This window comes from Rhodosalinus sp. K401 (assembly GCF_041365735.1).
In the GTDB taxonomy this organism is placed as follows: Bacteria; Pseudomonadota; Alphaproteobacteria; order Rhodobacterales; family Rhodobacteraceae; genus Rhodosalinus.
In genome coordinates, this window is the sequence record NZ_JBGFSI010000008.1 from 18,455 (window position 1) to 40,060 (window position 21,606).

The 21,606-nt window shown below is 70.1% G+C and carries 21 protein-coding genes and 2 pseudogenes; 13 read left to right on the top strand and 10 right to left on the bottom strand.

The genetic code is table 11. The features are described 5' to 3' along the window. Nucleotides 1-6 precede the first annotated feature (6 nt). The 9 genes and pseudogenes from tsaE to AB6A66_RS10520 all read left to right on the top strand — a co-directional run. Nucleotides 7-492 carry a tRNA (adenosine(37)-N6)-threonylcarbamoyltransferase complex ATPase subunit type 1 TsaE gene (gene tsaE, locus AB6A66_RS10480; protein ID WP_371038808.1) on the top strand — a complete coding sequence of 162 codons (486 nt, stop codon included), beginning with the start codon at nucleotides 7-9 and terminating at the stop codon, nucleotides 490-492. Further along, entirely contained in the window at nucleotides 485-1,489 is a 1,005-nt protein-coding gene (locus AB6A66_RS10485) for an aminoglycoside phosphotransferase family protein (RefSeq protein ID WP_371055843.1), read from the top strand. Before tsaE ends, AB6A66_RS10485 begins: the two co-directional genes overlap by 8 nt. After that, nucleotides 1,474-2,163 carry a nucleotidyltransferase family protein gene (locus tag AB6A66_RS10490; RefSeq protein ID WP_371055844.1) on the top strand — a complete coding sequence of 230 codons (690 nt, stop codon included), beginning with the start codon at nucleotides 1,474-1,476 and terminating at the stop codon, nucleotides 2,161-2,163. Before AB6A66_RS10485 ends, AB6A66_RS10490 begins: the two co-directional genes overlap by 16 nt. Further along, nucleotides 2,150-5,086 carry a double-strand break repair protein AddB gene (gene addB / locus AB6A66_RS10495; RefSeq protein WP_371055845.1) on the top strand — a complete coding sequence of 979 codons (2,937 nt, stop codon included), beginning with the start codon at nucleotides 2,150-2,152 and terminating at the stop codon, nucleotides 5,084-5,086. The genes AB6A66_RS10490 and addB overlap by 14 nt, the downstream gene beginning before the upstream one ends. Next, nucleotides 5,083-8,478, top strand: coding sequence for a double-strand break repair helicase AddA (gene addA / locus AB6A66_RS10500; protein ID WP_371055846.1), 3,396 nt, complete (start codon nucleotides 5,083-5,085; stop codon nucleotides 8,476-8,478). The genes addB and addA overlap by 4 nt, the downstream gene beginning before the upstream one ends. A 4-nt stretch (nucleotides 8,479-8,482) precedes the next feature. Continuing rightward, nucleotides 8,483-8,860, top strand: a complete 378-nt coding sequence (gene trxA, locus AB6A66_RS10505; RefSeq protein ID WP_371038813.1) for a thioredoxin — start codon at nucleotides 8,483-8,485, stop codon at nucleotides 8,858-8,860. 119 nt (nucleotides 8,861-8,979) lie between these two features. Next, nucleotides 8,980-9,531 carry an ATP-dependent protease subunit HslV gene (gene hslV, locus AB6A66_RS10510; RefSeq protein ID WP_371055847.1) on the top strand — a complete coding sequence of 184 codons (552 nt, stop codon included), beginning with the start codon at nucleotides 8,980-8,982 and terminating at the stop codon, nucleotides 9,529-9,531. 69 nt (nucleotides 9,532-9,600) lie between these two features. Next, nucleotides 9,601-10,300, top strand: a pseudogene (locus AB6A66_RS10515) (AAA family ATPase); the annotation flags it as partial. A 54-nt stretch (nucleotides 10,301-10,354) separates the two neighbouring features. Beyond that, nucleotides 10,355-11,044: pseudogene (locus tag AB6A66_RS10520) on the top strand (AAA family ATPase); the annotation flags it as partial. Here the strand turns inward: AB6A66_RS10520 and pip are convergent. Further along, nucleotides 11,032-12,033 (bottom strand): prolyl aminopeptidase, encoded by a 1,002-nt coding sequence (gene pip, locus AB6A66_RS10525; protein ID WP_371055848.1) that lies wholly within the window; start codon nucleotides 12,031-12,033, stop codon nucleotides 11,032-11,034. The pseudogene AB6A66_RS10520 and the gene pip sit on opposite strands and share 13 nt — an antisense overlap. A 49-nt stretch (nucleotides 12,034-12,082) precedes the next feature. Between pip and ubiG the strand changes: the two genes are divergently transcribed. Further along, entirely contained in the window at nucleotides 12,083-12,829 is a 747-nt protein-coding gene (gene ubiG, locus AB6A66_RS10530; RefSeq protein WP_371055849.1) for a bifunctional 2-polyprenyl-6-hydroxyphenol methylase/3-demethylubiquinol 3-O-methyltransferase UbiG, read from the top strand. 77 nt (nucleotides 12,830-12,906) lie between these two features. Here ubiG and AB6A66_RS10535 read toward each other — a convergent pair whose 3' ends face one another. From AB6A66_RS10535 to AB6A66_RS10550, 4 genes are read right to left on the bottom strand one after another with little or no spacing between them, the layout of a single operon-like run. Next, nucleotides 12,907-13,347, bottom strand: a complete 441-nt coding sequence (locus AB6A66_RS10535; protein ID WP_371038816.1) for a MarR family winged helix-turn-helix transcriptional regulator — start codon at nucleotides 13,345-13,347, stop codon at nucleotides 12,907-12,909. A 1-nt stretch (nucleotide 13,348) separates the two neighbouring features. Beyond that, nucleotides 13,349-14,179, bottom strand: coding sequence for a carbon-nitrogen hydrolase family protein (locus AB6A66_RS10540; protein WP_371055850.1), 831 nt, complete (start codon nucleotides 14,177-14,179; stop codon nucleotides 13,349-13,351). Beyond that, the gene (gene grxC / locus AB6A66_RS10545) at nucleotides 14,179-14,436 is read right to left on the bottom strand and encodes a glutaredoxin 3 (protein ID WP_371038818.1); all 258 of its coding nucleotides are present in this window, start codon (nucleotides 14,434-14,436) and stop codon (nucleotides 14,179-14,181) included. Before grxC ends, AB6A66_RS10540 begins: the two co-directional genes overlap by 1 nt. A 38-nt stretch (nucleotides 14,437-14,474) precedes the next feature. Then, nucleotides 14,475-15,224, bottom strand: coding sequence for a double zinc ribbon domain-containing protein (locus AB6A66_RS10550; protein ID WP_371055963.1), 750 nt, complete (start codon nucleotides 15,222-15,224; stop codon nucleotides 14,475-14,477). On the opposite strand from AB6A66_RS10550, the gene AB6A66_RS10555 reads away from it, so the two are divergent. Then, nucleotides 15,223-16,044, top strand: coding sequence for a class I SAM-dependent methyltransferase (locus AB6A66_RS10555; protein ID WP_371055851.1), 822 nt, complete (start codon nucleotides 15,223-15,225; stop codon nucleotides 16,042-16,044). The two genes, AB6A66_RS10550 and AB6A66_RS10555, sit on opposite strands and share 2 nt — an antisense overlap. A 56-nt stretch (nucleotides 16,045-16,100) precedes the next feature. Then, nucleotides 16,101-17,165, top strand: coding sequence for a ferrochelatase (hemH, locus tag AB6A66_RS10560; protein ID WP_371055852.1), 1,065 nt, complete (start codon nucleotides 16,101-16,103; stop codon nucleotides 17,163-17,165). Nucleotides 17,166-17,277: 112 nt separating this feature from the next. Here hemH and AB6A66_RS10565 read toward each other — a convergent pair whose 3' ends face one another. Both AB6A66_RS10565 and AB6A66_RS10570 read right to left on the bottom strand, forming a co-directional pair. Next, nucleotides 17,278-17,463: a hypothetical protein gene (locus AB6A66_RS10565; RefSeq protein WP_371038821.1), complete on the bottom strand. Its 186-nt coding sequence runs from the start codon at nucleotides 17,461-17,463 to the stop codon at nucleotides 17,278-17,280. 147 nt (nucleotides 17,464-17,610) lie between these two features. After that, on the bottom strand, nucleotides 17,611-18,216 hold the full coding sequence (locus AB6A66_RS10570) for a L,D-transpeptidase (RefSeq protein WP_371055853.1): 606 nt from the start codon (nucleotides 18,214-18,216) through the stop codon (nucleotides 17,611-17,613). 170 nt (nucleotides 18,217-18,386) lie between these two features. Between AB6A66_RS10570 and AB6A66_RS10575 the strand changes: the two genes are divergently transcribed. Next, nucleotides 18,387-18,932, top strand: coding sequence for a CAP domain-containing protein (locus AB6A66_RS10575; RefSeq protein ID WP_371055854.1), 546 nt, complete (start codon nucleotides 18,387-18,389; stop codon nucleotides 18,930-18,932). Between the two features lie 6 nt (nucleotides 18,933-18,938). Here AB6A66_RS10575 and AB6A66_RS10580 read toward each other — a convergent pair whose 3' ends face one another. The 3 genes from AB6A66_RS10580 to AB6A66_RS10590 all read right to left on the bottom strand — a co-directional run bounded on the left by AB6A66_RS10580 (nucleotide 18,939) and on the right by AB6A66_RS10590 (nucleotide 21,604). Continuing rightward, nucleotides 18,939-19,493 carry a murein L,D-transpeptidase family protein gene (locus tag AB6A66_RS10580; protein WP_371055855.1) on the bottom strand — a complete coding sequence of 185 codons (555 nt, stop codon included), beginning with the start codon at nucleotides 19,491-19,493 and terminating at the stop codon, nucleotides 18,939-18,941. A gap of 89 nt (nucleotides 19,494-19,582) precedes the next feature. Then, nucleotides 19,583-20,362, bottom strand: a complete 780-nt coding sequence (locus tag AB6A66_RS10585) for an ion transporter (RefSeq protein WP_371055856.1) — start codon at nucleotides 20,360-20,362, stop codon at nucleotides 19,583-19,585. Nucleotides 20,363-20,371: 9 nt separating this feature from the next. Next, nucleotides 20,372-21,604: a class I SAM-dependent RNA methyltransferase gene (locus AB6A66_RS10590; protein ID WP_371055964.1), complete on the bottom strand. Its 1,233-nt coding sequence runs from the start codon at nucleotides 21,602-21,604 to the stop codon at nucleotides 20,372-20,374. Nucleotides 21,605-21,606: the final 2 nt, after the last annotated feature.

A 21,606-nucleotide genomic window follows, 5' to 3' on the forward strand; every position in this document is an offset into this window, starting at 1 on the left:
GGCCCGATGAGCCGCAGCCCCCTGTCCTTTCACGCATCCTCGCCAGAGGCGACCTGCGCTTTCGCCGAAGCTCTCGGCGCGCGCCTCGCGCCGGGCGATGCGGTGCTCCTCACGGGTCCGGTCGGCGCGGGCAAGTCGCATTTCGCGCGCTGCCTGATCGCGGCGCTGCTCACCGCGCCGGAGGATATCCCCTCGCCCACCTTCACGCTGGTGCAAAGCTATGCCGGCCGCAGCGGCGAGATCTGGCACGCGGATCTCTACCGGCTGGCGGACAGTTCCGAGATCGCGGAACTCGGCCTCGAGGAGGCGTTCGACACCGCCATCTGCCTTGTCGAATGGCCCGACCGCCTGGGCGACGCCGCACCGGCGGACGCGCTCGCCATCCGGTTCGCGCCCGGGCCGGGCGAGAGCGACCGCGAGCTCACGCTGACATGGGAGGATCCGCGCTGGGCGGCGCGGCTCGAGGGTCTCGCGGAGCGGGTGCATGGCTGATCGGGCCCGCCGCATCGCCGCCTTTCTGGCCGTGGCCGGCTGGGAGGACGCCGAGGCGCGGCCGCTCGCCGGCGACGCCTCGGCCCGACGCTACGCCCGGCTGCGGCGCGCGGACGGCGCGGGCGCGGTCCTGATGGATGCCGACCCCGCCACCGGCGAAACCGTCCGCCCGTTCCGATGGATCGCACGGCATCTTCTCGGCCTCGGACTGAGCGCGCCGCGCATTCTCGCCGCGGACGAGACGGGCGGGCTCCTGCTGCTCGAGGACCTGGGCGACGCGCTTGTCGGGAAGGTCGCGGCGGCCGAGCCCGCGGCCGAGCCCCGGCTCTATGCGGCCGCGGCCGGGACGCTGGCGGCGCTTCATCGCCACGCCCCGCCGGACCGGGTGGACCCCGCCACACCCGCGCGGCTCGCCGCGATGACCGACCCCGCGTTCACGCAATACGCCCCCGAAATGCCCGACGCGCGGCGCCGGCAGGCCGTGCAGGCGCTGGAGGCCCTGCTCGCACGGCACGCCGACGCGGCGACCGTTCTCGTCCTGCGCGATTTCCATGCCGAGAACCTGATCTGGCTTCCCGAGCGCGACGAGGCTGCGCGCATCGGGCTGCTGGATTTCCAGGACGCGATCGCGGGCCACCCGGCCTATGATCTCGCCTCGCTGCTCACAGATGCCCGGCGCGACGTGAGCCCCGCGGCCGCCGACGCCGCGCGCCGGGCCTACCTCGACGCGACCGGTACGCAGGCGGAGGCATTCGGCACCGCGATGGCCGTCCTTGGGGTGCAGCGCAACCTGCGCATCCTCGGCGTCTTCGCCCGGCTGGCGCGGGTGCACGGCAAGCCGGGGTACCTCGGTCTGCTGCCGAGGGTCTGGGCCCATCTGCAGGCGGACCTGTCCCGTCCCGCCCTCGCCACCCTGTCGGCCGCGCTCGACGGGGCGCTTCCGCCGCCGTCCCCCGCCCATCTCGAGACGCTGAGGCGGCCATGCCCGACGCCGTGATGCTTTTCGCCGCGGGCTTCGGCACGCGCATGGGCGCGCTCACCGCGGAGCGGCCGAAACCGCTGATCGAGGTCGCCGGCCGGCCTCTGATCGATCACGCGCTCGACATCGCCGAAGCGATCGGCGCGCGCCGCGTCGTCGCCAACCTCCACTACCTGCCTGCCCCGCTCGAGGCGCATCTCGCCCCGCGCGGGGTGCGCCTCTCCGTCGAGGCGCCCGACATCCTCGAAACGGGGGGCGGCTTGCGCGCGGCGCTGCCGCTTCTCGGCCCGGGCCCGGTCTTCACGATGAACACCGACGCCGTCTGGGACGGGCCGAACCCGCTCGCGCTTCTGCGCGAGGCATGGGACCCGGCCCGGATGGACGCGCTTCTGCTTTGCGTGCCGCCGGAGCGCGCGCTGGGCCACGCGGGGCACGGGGATTTCGCGATCTCGCCTGACGGGTCCGCGACGCGGGGCCCCGGCCTCGTCTATTCCGGCGCCCAGATCGTCGATCCCGCGGGGCTGCACGCCATCCGCGACACCGCGTTCTCGCTCAACCTGCTGTGGGACCGGATCCTCGCGGCGGGTCGTCTCCACGCGCTGGCCTATCCGGGCCGATGGTGCGACGTGGGCCGCCCCGAGGGCATCGCGCTTGCAGAGGCCATGCTGGAGGGTCGCGATGTTCGCGCCTGAGGATCCGCGTCTCTTCGGCCTGCCCCCCGGCGTCGATTTTCCCGCCGCGCTGGTGGCCGGGCTCGAGGCGCGGCTCGCCGGCGCGCCGCCCGAGGCGATGGCGCGAGTGGAGGTCATCGTGAACACCCGCCGCATGGCCCGGCGCCTGCGCGAGATCTTTGACGCGGGGCCGGCGCGGCTTCTGCCCCGCATCCGCCTCGTCACCGACCTGGGAGAGGTCGCGGATCTCGCCCATGTCCCGCCCGCCGCGCCGCCGCTCCGCCGGCGGCTGGAACTGGTGCAGCTCATCGCGGCGTTGATCGAGCGCGAGCCCGGCGTCGCCCCGCGCGACGCGCTCTACGACCTTGCCGACAGCCTCGCCGACCTGATGGACGAAATGGGCGCCGAAGGGGTCGCCCCTGCCACGGTGATGGGGCTCGACGTGTCGGACCAGTCGGGGCATTGGCAACGCGCGCTGCGGTTCCTGAAGATCGCCGAAACCTATATCGGGCAGGCGGACGTGCCGCCCGATGCCGGAAGCCGCCAGCGCGACGTGATCGCGCGAACCGTGTCCCGCTGGCAGGCCGCGCCGCCCGACCACCCCGTCATCGTGGCGGGATCCACCGGCTCGCGCGGCGCGACGGCGATGCTGATGCAGGCGGTGGCGCGGCTGCCGCAGGGCGCGGTGGTGTTGCCGGGGTTCGATTTCACGCTGCCCGACGCGGTCTGGGCGGACATGGACGAAGGCCCGCGCCCCGAGGAGGATCACCCGCAATACCGCTTCCGGCCGCTGATGACCGCGCTCGGCCTCGCGCCCGGCGACGTCGCGCGCTGGCACGACATGCCAGAGCCCAACGCCGCGCGGAACCGCCTCGTCTCGCTCGCGCTGCGCCCCGCCCCGGTGACCGACCAGTGGCTGTCGGACGGGCCGGGTCTGGGCGAGCTGAGTCCGGCGGCCGAGGGCGTCACCCTGCTGGAAGCGCCCGGCCAGCGGGAGGAGGCGGCGGCCATCGCGCTGCGGTTGCGGCAGGCGGCCGAGAACGGGCAGCGCGCGGCCCTCATCACGCCGGACCGCACGCTGACGCGCCAGGTGACGGCGGCGCTCGCGCGCTGGGGCATCATGCCCGACGACAGCGCGGGCCAGCCGCTGCCGCTTTCGCCGCCCGGGCGTTTCCTGCGGCTGGTGGCCGGGCTTTTCGAGGGGCGGCTGACGGCGGGGGGGCTGCTGGCGCTTCTGAAACACCCGCTCACCCATTCGGGCGCGGACCGCAACCGCCACCTTCTCTTCACCCGCGAACTCGAACTGCATCTGCGCCGGGAGGGCGTGCCCTACCCGGAGCCGCGCCGCCTTTCGGCCTTCGCCGAGGCGCGGTCGCTCGACGGGCTGACGGGATGGGCGGCGTGGCTTGCCGATACGGCCTGCGGACGCGACGCTCCGGGCCCCCGGCCGCTGTCCGAGCGCGTGCGCGCGCACCTGCACCTCGCCGAAGCGCTCGCCGCCGGGCCGGACAGGCCCGGTGCCGGCGGTCTCTGGGATCGGGACGCCGGGCGGAAGGCCCGCGCGGTGATGGACGAGCTCGCCGCGGAGGCGGATCGCGCGGGCCACATCGACGCCCATGATTACAGCCGCCTGCTGTCCTCGGTGCTGGGCCGCGAGGAGGTGCACGACGGCGAGGAGGCGCATCCCCACATCCGCATCTGGGGCACGCTCGAGGCGCGGGTGCAGGGCGCCGAGCTTCTGATCCTCAGCAGCCTGAACGAGGGCGCGTGGCCGGAACCGGTTGCGCCCGATCCCTGGCTCAACAGGGCGATGCGGCAGCGGGCCGGCCTCCTGTCGCCGGAGCGCGGCATCGGGCTGGCCGCGCACGACTTCCAGCAGGCGGTGGGCGCGCAGGAGGTCTGGCTGACCCGGTCGGTCAAGGACGAGGGCGCGCAGACCGTGCCGTCGCGCTGGCTCAACCGGCTGACCAACCTGATGAACGGGCTTCCGCACCAGGGGGGCGACGCGGCGCTCGCGGCGATGCGGGCGCGCGGCGAACACTGGCTCGCGCTGGCCGCGCGCCTAGACGAGGCCCCGCCCGCAGCGCCGGCGCACCGTCCCTCGCCTCGCCCGCCGGCAGACGCCCGGCCCGCGCGGCTGTCCGTCACCGAGATCCAGAAGCTCATCCGCGACCCTTACGCGATCTACGCGCGCCACGTGCTTCGGCTGCGGCCCCTCGACCCGCTCGACCGCCCGCCCGACGCGCTCCTGCGCGGGATCGTCGCGCATTCGGTCCTGGAACGTTTCGTCCGCGACCGCGTGGATGCGCCCGAACGCATGACGGAGGCCGAACTGCTCTCCGTGGTGCGGGAGGTGTTGCGGGACGCGTTGCCCTGGGCGTCCACCCGGACCTTCTGGCTGGCGCGCCTCGCCCGCGTCGCGCCGTGGTTCGTCAGGACGGAGGCCACGCGCCGCGCCCGCGCCCGGGCCGTGGCGTTCGAAGCCAGGGGCGCGGCAGAGATCACGGATCTGGGCTTCACCCTCTCGTCCCGGGCCGACCGGATCGATCGGGGCGAGGACGGGGCGCTCTGGCTTTACGATTACAAGACCGGGACGCCGCCCTCCGCGAAGGAGCAGGCCGCGTTCGACAAGCAGCTTCTGCTCACCGCCGCCATGGCCGAACGCGGCGCGTTCGAGGCGCTCGGTCCCGCGCCGGTGGCGGGGGCAGCCTTCGTCGGGCTCGGCGCGAAGCCCGAAGAGGTCTCGGCCCCCCTCGACGCCGAGCCGCCGGCGGAGGTGTGGGCGCGCCTCCGCGACCTCGTCGCGCTCTTCCAGGATCCCGGCAAGGGGTTCACGTCGCGCCACGCGGTCAAGAGCGAGCGAATGGACGGCGAGTACGACCATCTCGCCCGATTCGGCGAATGGGACGACGCCGACGACCCCCTTCCAGAGAACCTGGCATGAGCCGCCGCGACGCCGCCAGCCAGCGGCAGGTGGAGGCCGCCGCGCCGGACTTCTCCACCTGGCTGGCCGCCAATGCCGGATCGGGCAAGACCCGCGTGCTCACCGACCGGGTGGCGCGTCTTCTGCTCGGCGGCACCGCGCCGGAGAGCATCCTCTGCCTGACCTACACCAAGGCGGCGGCGAGCGAGATGCAGAACCGCCTTTTCGAACGGCTCGGCGAATGGGCCATGCTGGAGGACGCAGCGCTGCGCGACGAACTCGCGAAACTGGGAGAGGAGGGCCGGCTGAACCGTGCGCGCCTGCGCCGGGCCCGCACCCTATTCGCCCGGGCGATCGAGGCGCCCGGCGGGCTGAAGATCCAGACCATCCACGCCTTCTGCGCGGGGCTTCTGCGCCGGTTCCCGCTGGAGGCGGGGGTGACCCCCGGTTTCACCGAGATGGAGGACCGGGCCGGCGCGCTGCTGCGGGCCGAGATCGTGGAACGCATGGCCGAGGGCCCGGACGCGTCGGCGGTGGAGACGCTGGCCGGGCAGGTGGACGATGGCGCGCTCGAGGGGCTGACCACCGAGATCGTGAAGCACCGCGAGGGTTTCGTGCGCGCGCTGGGATGGGACGACGCGCTCGCGCTGTTCGGCCTGCCCCCCGGAACGGACGCGGCGTCGATCGAGGCCCGGGTGTTTCTCGGGGGCGAGCGGGCGCTTCTGGACGCGCTGATCCCCGCGCTCCTCGAAAGCGGCGGCAACGACGAGAAGGCGGGCCAGAGGCTCGCCGCCATCGACAGCCTCGGCCTCGCGTCGCTGCCCGCGCTCGAGGATGCCTTTCTCTACGGCGCCGGGGCCAGGGCGCCCTTCGCCGCGAAGATCGGCAGCTTTCCCACGAAACGCGTCCAGAACGGCGCCTTCGCGCCGCACATGCCCGCGCTCGAGGCGTTCATGCAGCGGGTCGAGGCCGCCCGCGAGCCCCGGCTCGCGCTCGAGGCCGCGCGGCGTACGCATGCGCTCCACGCCTTCGCGCGGCCGTTCCTCGAGACGCTGGAGGCGGAGAAGCAGCGCCGCGGATGGCTCGATTTCGACGACCTCATCCTGCATGCGCGGCGGCTGCTTTCGGACGAGGCGGTGGCCGACTGGGTGCTCTTCCGTCTCGACGGGGGGCTCGACCACATCCTCGTGGACGAGGCGCAGGACACGAGCCCCGAGCAGTGGGCGGTGATCGAGCTCCTGGCGCGGGAGTTCACGGCGGGCGAGGGCGCACGCCCCGATGCCGGGCGCAGCCTTTTCGTGGTTGGCGACAAGAAGCAGTCGATCTATTCCTTCCAGGGTGCGGATCCGGGCGCCTTCGACCGGATGCAGGCGGAGTTTGCGCGCAGGCTCCGGGGGTCGGATCGCCCGCTCCAGTCGCTGACGCTCGATCACTCCTTCCGCTCCTCGCCGGCGATCCTGCGCGCGGTCGACGCGACCTTCGAGGGGCGCGTGGAGGCGGGGTTTTCCGGGGGCGAGCCGCATATCGCCTTCAAGAAGGACATGCCGGGGCGCGTGGACCTCTGGCCCGTCGTACCCAGGGCGGAGAAGCCCGAGGAGGAACCGTGGTACGCGCCCGTGGACCGCACGGGCGAGGCGCATCACGCCGTGCGGCTCGCCCGGCGCATCGCCGACGCGATCCACGACATGATCGAGAGCCGCGCGCCGGTGGCCCGGGCGGCCAAGGGCGCGCCGGGCTGGCGCCTCGGACCGGTGCGGCCCGGCGACATCATGGTGCTGGTCCAGCGCCGCTCCGAACTCTTCCACGAGATCATCGGCGCCTGCAAGGCGCGCGGCCTGCCGGTGGCCGGCGCGGACCGGCTGAAGCTCGGCGCGGAACTCGCCGTGCGCGATCTCGGCGCCGTGCTGCAGGTGCTCGACCTGCCCGAGGACGACCTTTCGCTCGCCGCCGCGCTGCGCTCGCCGCTCTTCGGGCTGTCCGAGCAGGAGCTCTTCGACCTCGCCCATCGCCGCCACGAGCGGCATCTCTGGCAGGCGCTGACGCGGCGCCGGACGGAGTTCCCGGAGGCCTACGCGATCCTCGACGACCTGATGGCGGAGGCGGAGTTCCTGCGCCCCTACGACCTGATCGAGCGTATCCTGATCCGCCACGACGGCCGGCGCCGCCTGATCGGGCGGCTCGGACCCGAGGCGCAGGACGGGATCGACGCCCTGCTGGGACAGGCGCTGGCCTACGAGCGCGGCGAAGTGCCGAGCCTGACAGGTTTCCTGCAGTGGATGCAGGCCGATGATCAGGAGATAAAGCGCCAGATGGATGCCGCGGGGGACCGCATCCGGGTCATGACGGTGCACGGCGCGAAGGGGCTGGAAGCGCCCGTCGTGATCCTGCCCGACAGCGGCAAGCGGGATATCCGCCTGCGCGACAGGCTTGTCGCGGACGGTGGCGACGTGCTCTGGGCGATGCCGGCGGATGCGGCCCCGGACCGTCTGCGCGCCGCGCGGGAGGCCGCCATCGCCGCCCAGGAGGCGGAGCGCGACCGCCTTCTCTACGTCGCCATGACCCGGGCGGAAAGCTGGCTGATCGTGGCCGCGGGTGGCGAACTCGGCAAGGACGGCCGGGCCTGGCACGACCAGGTGCGCACGGGCCTCGAACGGCTCGGGGCGGAGGTGCGTGACTTCGGCTTCGAGGACGCCGAAGCGCCGGGGCTGCGGCTGCGGCACGGGGCATGGGACGCGCCCGAGAGCGCGAAGCTTCCGGCGCCGACCACGCCGCCCGCGCTGCCCGGCTGGGCCACGCGCACCGCGCCGGTGGCGTCGCCGCCGCCCGAGACCCTGTCGCCTTCCGATCTCGGCGGCGCCAAGGCGCTTCCCGGCGAGGCGGGGCTCGACGAGACGGCCGCGAAGGTCAGGGGTACGCGGCTGCACCTCCTGCTCGAGCATTTGCCCGCGGCGCCCCGCGCGGACTGGCAGATCCTGGCCGAACGGCTGCTCGCGCGGCCGCCCGAGCCGGCGCCGGCCTCCGAGGTGGCCGCGCTTCTGGCCGAGGCGCGCGCCGTGCTGGACGCGCCCGCGCTCGCGCCGCTCTTCGCGCCCGGGGCGCTGGCCGAGGTGCCCGTCAGCGCGGCGCTCGCCGAACTCGGGGGGCGGCGGGTGCACGGCACGATCGACCGCCTGCTGATCGCGCCCGGCCGTATGACCGCCGTCGATTTCAAGACGAACGCGGTTGTGCCCGCCCGCCCCGAAGAGGTGCCCGAGGGCCTTCTTCGCCAGATGGGCGCCTATGCCGCGGCGCTCGCGCAGGTCTTTCCGGACCACGCGCAGGACATCGCGATCGTCTGGACGCGCACCGCAACCCTGATGCCATTGCCGCGCGATCTCGTGATCGGGGCGCTGGCGCGGGCCGGGGCGCCTTGACGGTGTGCCGTGGCCTACATACTTTCGCGGCTCACATGAAAGCCGCGAGGAGGCGAACCTGATGGCAACCGTTGCAGTGACCGACGACACCTTCGACTCCGAGGTGAAACAGTCCGATATCCCCGTGGTGGTGGATTTCTGGGCCGAGTGGTGCGGCCCGTGCAAGCAGATCGGCCCGGCGCTGGAGGAACTTGCCCAAGAGATGTCCGGCAAGATCAAGGTCGCCAAGGTGGACGTGGACCAGAACCCGAACACCGCCGCCTCGATGGGCGTGCGCGGCATCCCCGCGCTGTTCATCTTCAAGGACGGGCAGGTGATTTCCAACCGCGCGGGCGCCGCGCCGAAGGCGGCCCTGCAAAGCTGGATCGAGGACTCGATCTGAACCGACCCCGATGACCGGCAGGCCGGGGCGCCCGCGCGGCGCCCCTTTGCTTTCCGGCCGGCCGCGCGCGACAGCGCCGGCAGGCCGCGGCGCCGGGCGGACGACCGGAAGGAGACTTCATGAGTGACGGACCGGGCTGGCATGGCACGACGATCCTCGCGGTGCGCCGCGGCGGCCGTGTCGTGGTCGCGGGCGACGGGCAGGTGAGCCTCGGCGACACCGTGATCAAGGGCAGCGCGCGAAAGGTGCGCCGCCTCTCCCCGGGCGGGCGCGAGGTGGTCGCGGGTTTCGCCGGCTCCACCGCGGACGCCTTCACCCTGCTGGAGCGACTCGAATCCAAGCTCGAGGCGACCCCCGGACAGCTTCAGCGGGCCTGCGTCGAGCTCGCCAAGGACTGGCGGACAGACAAGTATCTTCAGAAGCTCGAGGCGATGCTGATCGTCTCGGACGGGTCGCAGATGTTTGTCGTGACGGGCGCGGGCGACGTGCTCGAGCCGGAACACGATGTCGCGGCCATCGGCTCGGGCGGGAACTATGCCCTGGCCGCCGCCCGGGGGCTCATGGAAACGGACATGGACGCCGAAACCGTCGCCCGCCATGCCATGGCGATCGCGGCCGACATCTGCGTCTACACGAACGGAAACCTGACCGTGGAAATCATCGCGGCGTGACGGGTTTCGGACCCCCCGCCGGTGCGCGCCGCCGCGCGCCGACCGCCGCGAGCAAAGACGGACCCTGCCATGACCGACCTGACCCCCCGTGAAATCGTCTCGGAACTGGACCGCTTCATCATCGGCCAGGCGGAGGCCAAGCGCGCGGTCTCCGTGGCGCTGCGCAACCGCTGGCGTCGCCGCCAGCTCGGCCCCGACCTTCGGGAAGAGGTCTATCCCAAGAACATCCTCATGATCGGGCCCACCGGCGTCGGCAAGACCGAGATCAGCCGCCGGCTGGCGCGGCTGGCCCGCGCGCCCTTCGTCAAGGTGGAAGCCACGAAGTTCACCGAGGTGGGGTATGTCGGCCGCGACGTGGAGCAGATCGTCCGGGACCTGATGGACGCGGCCATCGCCATGACGCGCGAGCACATGCGCGAGGAGGTCAAGGCCACCGCCCACGCCGCCGCCGAGGACCGGGTGATCGACACGCTCGCCGGCGAGAACGCCCGCGAGGGCACTCGCGAGATGTTCCGCCGCAAGCTCCGCGACGGAGAGCTCGACGACACCGAGATCGAGCTGGACGTGGCCGAAAGCGCCTCGCCCTTTCCCGCCTTCGAGATGCCCGGACAGCCGGGCGCACAGATGGGCGTCAATCTCGGCGACATCTTCGGCAAGGCCTTCGGGGGGCGGACCGTGCGCAAGCGCATGACCGTGGCCGAAAGTTACGAGGTGCTGGTGTCGGAGGAAGCCGACAAGCTTCTCGACGACGAGACCGTGTCCCGCCGCGCCCGCGAGGCGGTGGAGGAGAANCAAGGCCTTCGGGGGGCGGACCGTGCGCAAGCGCATGACCGTGGCCGAAAGTTACGAGGTGCTGGTGTCGGAGGAAGCCGACAAGCTTCTCGACGACGAGACCGTGTCCCGCCGCGCCCGCGAGGCGGTGGAGGAGAACGGGATCGTCTTCCTCGACGAAATCGACAAGGTCTGCGCGCGCGCCGAGACCCGCGGCGCGGACGTGAGCCGCGAGGGCGTGCAGCGCGATCTTCTGCCGCTGATCGAGGGTACCACCGTCTCCACCAAGCATGGCCCGGTGAAGACCGATCACATCCTCTTCATCGCGAGCGGCGCCTTCCACATCGCCAAGCCTTCCGACCTGCTGCCGGAACTGCAGGGCCGCCTGCCGATCCGGGTGACGCTGCGCGACCTGACCGAGGGCGATTTCGTGCGCATCCTCACCGAGACCGACAACGCGCTGACCCGGCAATATGCCGCGCTCATGGCGACGGAGCAGGTGGAGGTGACGTTCACCGAGGACGGCATCGCCGCGCTCGCCCGCATCGCCGCCGAGGTCAACCAGAGCGTCGAGAACATCGGCGCGCGGCGGCTCTACACCGTGATGGAGCGTGTCTTCGAGGAGCTTTCCTTCACCGCGCCGGACCGTGCAGGCGACCGGATCACCGTCGACGCCGATTTCGTCGAACGGCATCTGGGCGAGCTGACCCGCCAGAGCGATCTGAGCCGCTACGTGCTCTGACGGCGCGTCGCGGGCCTTTCCTCGGCGGCGAGCGAATCCATCACCCTGACCAGCTCGCTGCTGATCCCGGGCTCGGACAGCGCGTGGCCCGCGTTGCGCACCAGGCGCAGGTCGGCCGCGGGCCACGCCTCGGCCAGTTCCCACGCGCGGCGTGGCGGGCAGATCATGTCGTAGCGGCCCTGCACGATATGCGCGCCCACCCGCGAGATCCGGTCGATACGCCGCAGGATCTGTCCGTCCTCATCGAGAAATCCGGCATTGCGGAAATAGTGATTCTCCAGCCGCGCGAAGGCGCGGGCGTAATCGCCAGGCGCCTCTCCGCCGCCGCCGTTGCTGGCGACAGAGGCGAGCGCGTTTTCCCAGGACGTCCAGGCCCGGGCGTATTTCGTCTCTGTCCGGAGATCTCCGCAGAAAAGCCTGCGGTGATAGGCACCGATCATGTCGTCCCGCTCGTCCTCGGGGATCGGCGCGATGAAACGGGCCCATGTCTCCGGCCAGAACAGTCCCGCCCCGCCGCCGTAGAACCAGTCGAGCTCGGCCCGGGTCATCAGGAACACGCCGCGCAGGACGAGGTGGCGCACGCGTTCCGGGTGGCTCTGGGCGTAGACCAGCGCCAGCGTCGCGCCCCAGGATCCGCCGAAAACGATCCACTCTCCGATGCCAAGCGCCTTTCGGATGCGTTCGATGTCGTCCACGAGATGCCACGTCGTGTTGGCCGATACGCTGGCATGGGGGCGCGACCGGCCGCAGCCGCGCTGGTCGAACAGAACGACGCGGTAGCGCGCCGGGTCGAAGTAGCGACGCATCGCGGGGCTGCACCCACCCCCGGGGCCGCCATGCAGAACCACCACCGGGATGCCGTTCGGCGCCCCGCATTGCTCGACGTAGATGCTGTGGCCGTCGCCAACCTCCATCATCCGCTGGTCATAGGGATCGATGGGGGGATAAAGATGCGGCGCCGGGCCACTGTTGCCGGAGAACTTGTCCATGAGCGGACTATATTGTTCGACGGACCGGAATGACCATAGGGAGATCGCCATGCAGCCCGCCCAGAGCACCGTGGATGCCGACGAGGTCGCCAAGTTCGAAGCGATGGCCGCCGAATGGTGGGACCCGGAGGGAAAGTTCAAGCCGCTGCACATGCTCAACCCGTGCCGGCTCGATTACATCACGGGCCAGATCGCCGGAGAGTTCGACCGCGACCTGTCCGCCGAGCGCCCCTTCGAAGGGCTTCGGCTTCTGGACATCGGATGCGGCGGCGGCCTCCTGTGCGAGCCGATGGCCCGGCTGGGCGCCGAGGTTGTCGGCGTGGACGCGGCGGCCCGCAACATCCCCGTGGCCGAGGCCCACGCGCGCCAATCCGGTCTCGAGATCGACTATCGCCACGACACCGCGGAGAATCTCGTCGCCGCAGGAGAACGGTTCGACGTCGTACTGAACATGGAGGTGGTGGAGCATGTCGCAGACCCGGCCACCTTTCTCGGCGCCTGTCACGCGCTTCTGCGTCCCGGCGGGCTGATGGTGTGCTCGACGATCAACCGCAACGCGAGAAGTTTCGCCGCAGCGATCGTGGGCGCGGAATACGTCATGCGCTGGCTGCCGAAGGGCACGCATGACTGGAAGAAGTTCATCACGCCCGACGAGCTTTACGAGATGCTGCGCGGGGCGGGCCTGCAGCCGGTGGACCGGAAGGGCTTCGTCTTCAATCCGCTCACATGGTCCTGGTCGATCTCGACGCGTGGCCTGAGCGTCAACTACGTCACGGCCAGCCTGCGTCCGGCCTGAGGCCGAAATTTTCGGACGAAATTCCGGCCGGCATCGCAACGTCACTGAAAAATCTTCGGATGAAGATTTTTCCCCGCTCACTCCGACTCGAGCTTCAGCCGAAGCTCGCGCAGGATGGGCAGCACCGCGCGCACCTTCTCCTCGCCAAGTTCGCCCACGAGCTCGGTGATCATGGGCGTGATCGCGGCCAGCGCCGCGTCGCGCGCGCTCCGCCCCGAAGGGCTGATCGTCACCATCTTGCGCCGCGCATCGTCCCAGTCCGGACGGATGTGGATGTAGCCGGCGGCCTCCAGCTTTCCCAGCGTGTTGGTCATCGCGCCGCGCGTCACGTGGAAACTTCGGGCGAGTTGCGCCGGGCTCCGCTCGGTTCCGAAGCGCGCGAGGTGGTTGAGCACCGAGAAATGCGAGATCTCCATGCCCCGCGGCAGCACGCGACTCAGCCTGTTCCTCGACAGCTGGTCCGCTGTCAGGATCTCGCTGAAAAGCGTCACTGCGAGGGCATGAGTCGCCTTGTCCATGTCAGGGTCCGCCGAACTCCCTGTCGTGGGAAAGGGAGGGCACGCGCGCGCGGGCGCTCTCGACGGCCGCGCGGTCGATCTCGACGAAGCTGAGGCCGGGACGGTCGCCGCCGTCGCACAGCACCTCGCCCCAGGGCGACACGGCCAGGCTGTGACCGTGCGTTTCCCGCGCCCGGCCGCGCACGGCCGGGTGGGTGCCGCACTGCGCCGGCGCGAGGACATGGGCGCCGCACTCGATCGCGCGCGCCCGAAGAAGCGGTTCCCAATGCGCCGCCCCCGTCACGGGCGAGAAGGCCGAGGGCACGGTCAGGATCTCGGCCCCGGCCTGCGCGAGCGCCCGGAAGAGATAGGGGAAGCGCACGTCGTAACAGATCGTCAGCCCGACGAGGCCGAACGGCGTTTCGGCCAGCACGGCCCCGCGCCCCGGGCGGAACCCGTCCGATTCCCGGTAGGTCTCGGTTTCGCTCACATCGACGTCGAACATGTGGATCTTGTCGTAGCGCGCCGCGACTCCGCCCTCCGGCCCGATCAGGTAGGAGCGATTCGCGAACCGGCCCCGCGGATCGTCCGTCTTGATGGCCAGCGACCCGATCAACAGCCAGACGCCCGCGCGCGCCGCCTCGTCGCGCAGGCCCGCGAGCGTCGGATCTCCGGCCTCGAAGCTCAGCACTTCGTTCTTCCGCGTGCGGCTCGTCGACACGCAGTTCGTGACCTCGGGCGTCAGGACGAACCCGGCGCCTTCGGCCGCGGCCTGCCGCAGGAAATCGCGCGCGGTGCGAAGATTCTCCTCCGGCGCGTCGGAGGAGGACATCTGCACCAACGCCGCGCGCATCAGGCCGCCAGCATCGCGTCGAGCTTGCCCGCGCGTTCAAGTGCGAGAAGTTCGTCGCAGCCGCCGACATGGGTATCGCCGATGAAGATCTGCGGCACGGTGCGCCCTCCATTGGCCCGCTGGATCATCTCGGCCTTGCGCTGGGGCTCTTCCCAGACATCGATCTCGGCGTAGCTGATGCCCTTCTTCGAAAGAAGGCGTTTTGCCGCGATGCAGAACCCGCAAAGCGGCGAGGTGTAGATTTCCACTGGCTTCATCGGAGCCGACCCTTCGGTTTCAAGCAATCCGTCAAAACTTAAGGGCGTTGGGCGACGCGCGCCAGCGCGAGTACGCAAATCTCGCTTGCGCCGGACGCAAGACAAGCGCGCGCCGCCGCGCTCAGCGTCGCGCCGGTGGTCATCACGTCGTCCACCAGAAGGACCGGCCGGCCCTCGATCAGCGGGCGGTGGCGCGGGGCGATGCGAATCGCATCCTCGAGTGTGGCGAAACGCGCCTCGCGGCCCAGCCCGTCGAGAACGGGCGTGCGCCGGGCGCGCAGCAGCAGATCGGGCACGTGAACGAGGCCGAGATCCGAGGCGACCGCCTTTCCAAGAAGCGCGGACTGGTTGAACCGCCTGCGGAAGAGGCGCCGCCAATGGAGCGGCACGGGCGCGACCACCGCGCCGGGGCGCAGGAGCGGCCGGGCCGCCGCGGCGAGCCACCTTGCGGCGGGGCGCACGATCTCGTGCCGGTCGCCGTGCTTCAGCGCAAGCACGAGGCGCCGGCCCGTGCCCTCGTAGAGCAGCGCCGCGCGACCCTGCGCCCAGGGTGGGGGATGCGCCATGCACCCGTCGCAAAGCACCGGTTCCCCCGGATCATCGCCGGGCAGCGGCACGCCGCAGGCGTCGCACACGAGGCCGCCGATGAAGGTGGTCTCGCGCCAGCACTCCGCGCAAAGGCCCCACTCGCTCGCGACCGGGTTGCCGCATCCGAGGCACAGCGGCGGGAAGACCAGCCGAAGCGCGGTTTGAATGCGACCCGCCCAGACACTATTATCGACCGGCATGGAGACGCTCACGAAGATCACGGATCGCGCGGCGCTGTCCCGCAACCGCGCCCGGGCGCGCAAGCGGCCCGTCACCTTTCTCCACGAGGCGGCGCGCGCCGATCTCGAGGATCGGCTGGCGATGGTTAACAGGGAGTTTACGGCGCCCGCCGTGATAAGCCCGATGCCAGACCTCTGGCAGGGGATCGCGCCCGGCGCGCGTCACGTCGCCCCGGCCGAAACGCTCGAGCTTGCCGAGGGGGCGCACGACCTTGTGATCCACGCCATGGATCTGCATTGGGCCGACGATCCGGTGGGCCAGCTCGTCCAGTGCCGCCGCGCGCTGCGGCCCGACGGTTTCTTCCTGGCCGTTCTTGCCGGCGGGCAGACGCTTCACGAACTGCGCGCGGCCCTCGGCCAGGCCGAAACCGAGGCGACGGGCGGCCTGTCGCCCCGCGTCGTGCCCATGGGCGAAATCCGCGACCTCGGCGCGCTCTTGCAACGCGCGGGGTTCGCGTTGCCCGTCGCCGACAGTTTCGCCCTGAAGGCCAGCTATCCCTCGGCGCTCCACCTCATGCGGGAACTGCGCGCGATGGGGGAGGGCAACGCGCTCGATGCGCGGCTGCGCCGGCCCACGGGACGAAAGGTGATCCTGCGCGCGGCGGAACTCTATTCCGAGGCCTTCGGAACGTCGGAGGGCCGGGTCACCGCGACCTTCGAACTGGTGGTGCTGACAGGGTGGGCGCCCGCCGCCGATCAGCCTCGGCCCCTGCGTCCCGGCAGCGCAAACGCCCGGCTTGCCGACGCGCTCGGCACGACCGAAACCAAACTCCGCGATTGACGCGGCAGGATTTCTCCATATCTCCCCCCGATAACCGCAGAGCAAGGGACACGCCGATGCTGGATGCCGCCAAAGCCGAGACCAGACCCGTTCACGCGCCCGCGGACCACCCGAAGCTGCCCCCGCAACGCGTCGGCGTGCTGATCGCGAATCTCGGGACGCCCGACAATTACGACTACTGGTCGATGCGGCGTTACCTGAACGAGTTCCTGTCCGACCGGCGGGTGATCGATTACGCGCCCTGGAAATGGCAGCCGCTCTTGCAGCTCATCATCCTGACGAAACGTCCCTTCTCGAGCGGCGAGGCCTACAAGTCGATCTGGAACGAAGAAAAGGGCGAAAGCCCGCTGATGACGATCACAAAGGACCAGACCGCCGCGCTCGCCAAGCAGATGAAGAACCGCTACGGCGATCAGGTGATGGTCGATTTCTGCATGCGTTACGGCAACCCGTCGACCCAGTCCAAGGTGGACGCGATGGTCAAGGCCGGCTGCACACGCATCCTGTTCTTCCCGCTCTACCCGCATTACGCGGGCGCCACGTCGGCCACCGCGAACGACCAGTTCTTCCGCGCCCTGATGAAGCAGAAATGGCAGCCGACCTCGCGGACGGTGGAGCCCTACTTCCAGCACCCACTCTACATCGAGGCGTTGGCTCAATCCGTCGAACGCGCCTACGGCGACCTCGAGAAGCGCCCCGACATCCTCGTGTGTTCCTACCACGGAATGCCGCAGCGCTACCTGATGGAGGGCGATCCCTATCACTGCCAGTGCCAGAAGACGACGCGCCTTCTGAAGGAGCGGCTCGGCTGGGAGGACAGCGAGATCACCACCACCTTCCAGTCGGTCTTCGGGCCGGAGGAGTGGCTACGGCCCTACACGGTTGAGGAGGTGGCGCGCCTCGCCTCCGAAGAAGGCAAGAAAAGGATCGCCGTGATCGCACCTGCGTTTTCCGCCGATTGCATCGAAACGCTGGAAGAGATCAACGAGGAGATCCACGAGAGTTTCGAAGAGGCTGGGGGAAAGGAGTTCACCTATATCCCCTGCCTCAACGACGATCCGGCGCATATCGACGCACTTTCGGCGGTGATCGAGGAGAACCTGAAGGGATGGATGGACTGACCCCGCGGTCCCGCGCCGTGGTTATTCCGTCGCGGGATTTCGGCATCGGGTCATGCAAAATGAAAAGGCGGCGCCACGGCGCCGCCTTTTCTTTCAATGATATGCCGCGAGATCAGTTCGAGGCGGCGGCAGCAGCCACGATCGCCAGCAGGATCAGCGGGATGACCACGCCAGCGCCCGTGGGCTGTTGCGTTTCTTCGACGATGACGACTTCTTCCATTACGGGCTCGTCCATGCCGCCGGCGAAGGCGGTGGAAGCAGCGGCAGTGATGGCAGCAGCGAGAGCAAGTTTCTTCATTCTATCCTCCAGATATCAACCTGACGGCCCGGCGACGGCAAGAGCACGGCAGGCACCAAGCATGACCTTGTGGCTTCGTCTAAGCAATTCTGGGCCGGTATTGCAAACCTTACCGAAGCACGCGCGAAACCGCCGATTTTCATGTGGTCAAATTAGCAACACCTGCGTGCCGACCTTGGAAAATTCGTAAAGCTCTTCGATGTGCTGGTTGTAGAGTCCGATGCACCCGTTGGACGATCGTCGCCCGATCTTGCGCGTGTCATGGGTGCCGTGGATGCGGTAATAGGTCCAGGACAGGTGCAGCGCCCGGGTGCCGAGCGGGTTGTCGGGGCCGGGCGGAACGTAATCCGGCCAATCCGGGTTCCGCTGCTTCATGGACGGCGTCGGCCGCCAGTCAGGCTCGGGATCCTTGAACGTCACGCGGGTACGGCCACGCCGCGTGAGATCCTCGCTCAGCGGCACCGATGTCGGATAAAGACGGTACACGCTTGCATCCTCGGACCAGTAGTGCAGGGCCCGCGACGTGATGTCCACGAGGATCGCGCCGTTCTTGAGGTCGGAGAAGTAGGGCCGCCAGTCGAGTGAACGGAAGCTCGAGATATTGCGACGCACGCCTTGGGAAATGTCGCCTTCCATCTCGATCGTGCCAGCGCTGTTCACGTCCTGTGCGAGCGCCGGCCCGGCGCCGAGTAACGCGGCGCCACCGGCCAGAAAGGCGCGGCGATCGAAGCCGGGCTTGAAAGATTTTACCATGTTGAACTCCGATGATCGGCTTCACGACGACGACAGGTAACATATGTCGGAATTGCCGCAGTCGCAATTCAAACGGGCGTGTTCGCGCCGATCGCGGCCGAACCGGCTTTGAATCCCCGATCCTCCCGCGCTAGACGAATGAAGACCGACAGCTGACGAAGGCAGGTTTCATGGCGCGGATCACCGCCCCGCTCATCGCGTTGCTCATGGCGCTCGCCGCATGTGCGCCGGTTCCCACCGCCGAGCCCCGGCTTGGCCCGGATGGTCAGCCATTGCCGCAAGTCTACCGGATCGGCAATGCCGAGGTGTCCCGGGTCAAGTTCGAAATGCTCGATTCGGTGAACGCGCTGCGCGCGGCGGCCGGTGTCGCCGAGGTCGACTTCGACGAAAGGCTGAACGCGGCCGCGGCGACCCATGCGCGCGACATGTCGGTACAGAACCGCCCGTGGCATTTCGGGTCCGACGGATCGTCGCCGCTCGACCGGGTGCGGCGCGTCGGATACGAAGGCCGGTTCCTGGGCGAAACGATCTCGGAGACGTACGAGACCGAGCTTCAGACCCTCGCCGCCTGGATGGAGCAACCCGACACCCGCGACATCATCCTCGATCCGCGGGCCCGCGAAATGGGCTTCGCCTGGTTCCAGGAACCGGGCGGCAAGATCTGGTGGACCCTCGTGATGGGCGGCGGGAGCGCCGGGGAGTTTCCGCAAAGCTGAGGCAGCTTACAGCGGGGCGGCAACCGGTCCGGACATGGCGGACATCGTCACCGGCACGGGCTTGCGCGGATAGATGCTGATCCGGGTGCCGTTCTTCACCATCGCGTAGATATCCTCCATCTCACGGTCGGTCACGGCGATGCATCCCGCCGTCCAGTCCCGGGTGCCGTCCCGGTATTCCGGCGGCCGCCCGTGAATGAAGATATCGCCGCCGGGATCGACGCCCGCCTCCGACGCGGCCATCTGCTCGTGCGGCTCGGGATAGGAGATCCCGATCGAGAGGTGGAACTGGCTGTTGGGGTTGCGCCGGTCGATGAAGTAATCGCCCTCGGGCGTGCGGCCGTCGCCCCTGCGCTGCTTATGGCCCACCGGCTCGAATCCGAGCCCGATGTCGAAATCCCGCAGCACCGTGTCGTGATGCATGAGATACATCCGCCGCTCCTCCTTGAAGACGAGGATGCGGGTCACTTCCGGCCCGTCATAGGTTCGGAACTTGCCGGCGCAGCCCGAAAGCCCGAGCGCCAGCGCCAGCATAAGAAAGACGCGAAGAAAGCCTGCCATCACTGTCCCCGGATCCGGGTTGTCGTTGGCACGGTTATAAACCCGAACAGGGCCCGCGGCGTAGCGATTTTCTCACCGCGTCTTCGTTTTCACTGCCGATCGTCGTCGGAAAGCCGCTCCTCTATGCGGCGCAGCCGGTCGAGCACCTCGTCGCGGTAGGCGTCGGTGCGCACGCCCTCCTCCTCGTGGTGCGCGTCCTGCATCGAGTTCACGATCAGGCCGACCAGCAGGTTCACCACCGCGAAGGTCGTCACCAAGATGAAGGGCACGAAGAACGCCCAGGCCTGGGGATAGACATCCATCACCGGGCGCACGATGCCCATGGACCAGCTTTCGAGCGTCATGATCTGGAACAGCGAATAGGCGGAGTCGCCCAGCGTGCCGAACCACTGCGGGAAGGCGTCGCCGAAAAGCTTCGTCGCCATCACCGAGCCGATGTAGAAGACGAGCGCCATCAGCAGGAACACGCTGCCCATGCCGGGGATCGCGCGCACGAAGCCCTCGACCACGCGGCGCAGGCGGGGCGCAACGGAAATCACGCGCAGCACCCGCAGGATCCGCAGCGCCCGCAGCACCGACAGGCCCTCGCCGGCGGGCACGAGCGCGATGCCGACGATCGTGAAGTCGAACACGTTCCAGCCGCTGCGGAAGAAGCGCCCGCCATGGGCGATAAGCTTCAGCCCGATCTCGACCGTGAAGACCGCAAGGCACAGCCTGTCGACGGCGATGAGCCAGGACCCCGCCGCCGCCATCGCCGTGTCCGAGGTCTCGAGGCCCAGGACGACGGCGTTGAGCACGATGACCCCGATCACCGTGTTCGAAACCCAGGGTTGCGCGAGCCAGTCCGCCAGCCTTTGCCGAAACGCCATCCGCCCCTCCTATCCGCCGCGCCCGATATGGGGCGCCTCGAATCCGGCCACAAGCTCCACATGCGAGGACCAGCGGAACTGGTCCACGACCCTCACCGGGCCCATGCGGTAGCCCGCCGCGACGAGCGTGGCCGCGTCGCGCGCGAAGGTGGCCGGGTTGCACGACAGGTGGGCGACGCGCGCAACCCGCGCGGCGGCGAGCTCGGCCATCTGCGCGGCGGCACCCGCCCGCGGCGGATCGATCACCACGCCGTCGAATTCCCCCAGCTCGGGCCCGAGAAGCGGGTCGCGGAACAGGTCGCGCGGCTCGGTCGTCACGCGCTTCAGCCCCGGGGCGCCCCGCCAGCCGGCGTCGAGCGCCGCAAGCATCGCCGCGTCGGCCTCGACCGCGTGGACCTCCGCCCCCTCGGCGAGCGGCAGCGCGAAGGTGCCGCACCCCGCGAAAAGGTCGGCGACCCGTCGTGCCGGCGCGAGGATCGCCCGGACCGCGGCGAGAAGCGCGGCCTCGCCGTCCGCGGTCGCCTGCAGGAAGGCGCCGGGCGGCGGGACGACACGGGCGCGGCCCATCCGCAGAACCGGCGGCCGCGCCATCGCGATCACCTCGTCCTCCCAGGTGAGCCGGGCGAGGCGATGCGCGTGCACGATATCGGCGAGCGCGGCGCGCATCGGGCCATCGGCCGGTTTGCCGCCCCGTGCCGCCACGTCGAGACCGGCCTCGGTCCGCGTGACCGTGACGCCGAGCTCGCCCTTGCGCGACGCGCCCAGCCGGGCGAGGGCCTCGGCCAGTGGCAGCGCGGGCAGCAGATCGGGATGCACCACCCGGCAGTCGGGCACGGCGACGATCTCGTCCGAGCGTTTCGCGTGGAATCCGGCAAGCGCCCCCTTCTTCCTTCGCGTGGCCGAGAAGGCCGCGCGCCGCCGGGAGACGGGCGGAGAGGTTTCCACCGAGGCGATCCTGGCCTCCAGCCCGTGGCGCGCGAGGGCCTCGCGCACGGTATCGCCCTTCCAGCGGGCGACAAGCGCGTCGCTGGCGTGCTGAAGCTGACAGCCCCCGCAACGGCGGGCATGCGGGCAGGGCGGCGTCACCCGATCCGGAGAAGGCTCCAGGATACGCGGACCGGCAAGCGCGCCGTCCGCCTCGTCTCCCTCGACGAGTTCACCGGGCAGGGCGCCCGGCACGACGAGCCCACCCCCGAGCCCGTCGCCAAGCCGCCCGAGCCGTTCTATCCTGAGCTTTCGCATGC

Coding starts and splice junctions, on each gene's coding strand:
- tsaE (WP_371038808.1), top strand. CDS start 7: ATGAGCCGCAGCCCCCTGTCCTTTCACGCATCCTCGCCAGAGGCGACC.
- AB6A66_RS10485 (WP_371055843.1), top strand. CDS start 485: ATGGCTGATCGGGCCCGCCGCATCGCCGCCTTTCTGGCCGTGGCCGGC.
- AB6A66_RS10490 (WP_371055844.1), top strand. CDS start 1,474: ATGCCCGACGCCGTGATGCTTTTCGCCGCGGGCTTCGGCACGCGCATG.
- addB (WP_371055845.1), top strand. CDS start 2,150: ATGTTCGCGCCTGAGGATCCGCGTCTCTTCGGCCTGCCCCCCGGCGTC.
- addA (WP_371055846.1), top strand. CDS start 5,083: ATGAGCCGCCGCGACGCCGCCAGCCAGCGGCAGGTGGAGGCCGCCGCG.
- hslV (WP_371055847.1), top strand. CDS start 8,980: ATGAGTGACGGACCGGGCTGGCATGGCACGACGATCCTCGCGGTGCGC.
- pip (WP_371055848.1), bottom strand. CDS start 12,033: ATGGACAAGTTCTCCGGCAACAGTGGCCCGGCGCCGCATCTTTATCCC.
- ubiG (WP_371055849.1), top strand. CDS start 12,083: ATGCAGCCCGCCCAGAGCACCGTGGATGCCGACGAGGTCGCCAAGTTC.
- AB6A66_RS10535 (WP_371038816.1), bottom strand. CDS start 13,347: ATGGACAAGGCGACTCATGCCCTCGCAGTGACGCTTTTCAGCGAGATC.
- AB6A66_RS10540 (WP_371055850.1), bottom strand. CDS start 14,179: ATGCGCGCGGCGTTGGTGCAGATGTCCTCCTCCGACGCGCCGGAGGAG.
- grxC (WP_371038818.1), bottom strand. CDS start 14,436: ATGAAGCCAGTGGAAATCTACACCTCGCCGCTTTGCGGGTTCTGCATC.
- AB6A66_RS10555 (WP_371055851.1), top strand. CDS start 15,223: ATGGAGACGCTCACGAAGATCACGGATCGCGCGGCGCTGTCCCGCAAC.
- AB6A66_RS10550 (WP_371055963.1), bottom strand. CDS start 15,224: ATGCCGGTCGATAATAGTGTCTGGGCGGGTCGCATTCAAACCGCGCTT.
- hemH (WP_371055852.1), top strand. CDS start 16,101: ATGCTGGATGCCGCCAAAGCCGAGACCAGACCCGTTCACGCGCCCGCG.
- AB6A66_RS10565 (WP_371038821.1), bottom strand. CDS start 17,463: ATGAAGAAACTTGCTCTCGCTGCTGCCATCACTGCCGCTGCTTCCACC.
- AB6A66_RS10570 (WP_371055853.1), bottom strand. CDS start 18,216: ATGGTAAAATCTTTCAAGCCCGGCTTCGATCGCCGCGCCTTTCTGGCC.
- AB6A66_RS10575 (WP_371055854.1), top strand. CDS start 18,387: ATGGCGCGGATCACCGCCCCGCTCATCGCGTTGCTCATGGCGCTCGCC.
- AB6A66_RS10580 (WP_371055855.1), bottom strand. CDS start 19,493: ATGGCAGGCTTTCTTCGCGTCTTTCTTATGCTGGCGCTGGCGCTCGGG.
- AB6A66_RS10585 (WP_371055856.1), bottom strand. CDS start 20,362: ATGGCGTTTCGGCAAAGGCTGGCGGACTGGCTCGCGCAACCCTGGGTT.
- AB6A66_RS10590 (WP_371055964.1), bottom strand. CDS start 21,604: ATGCGAAAGCTCAGGATAGAACGGCTCGGGCGGCTTGGCGACGGGCTC.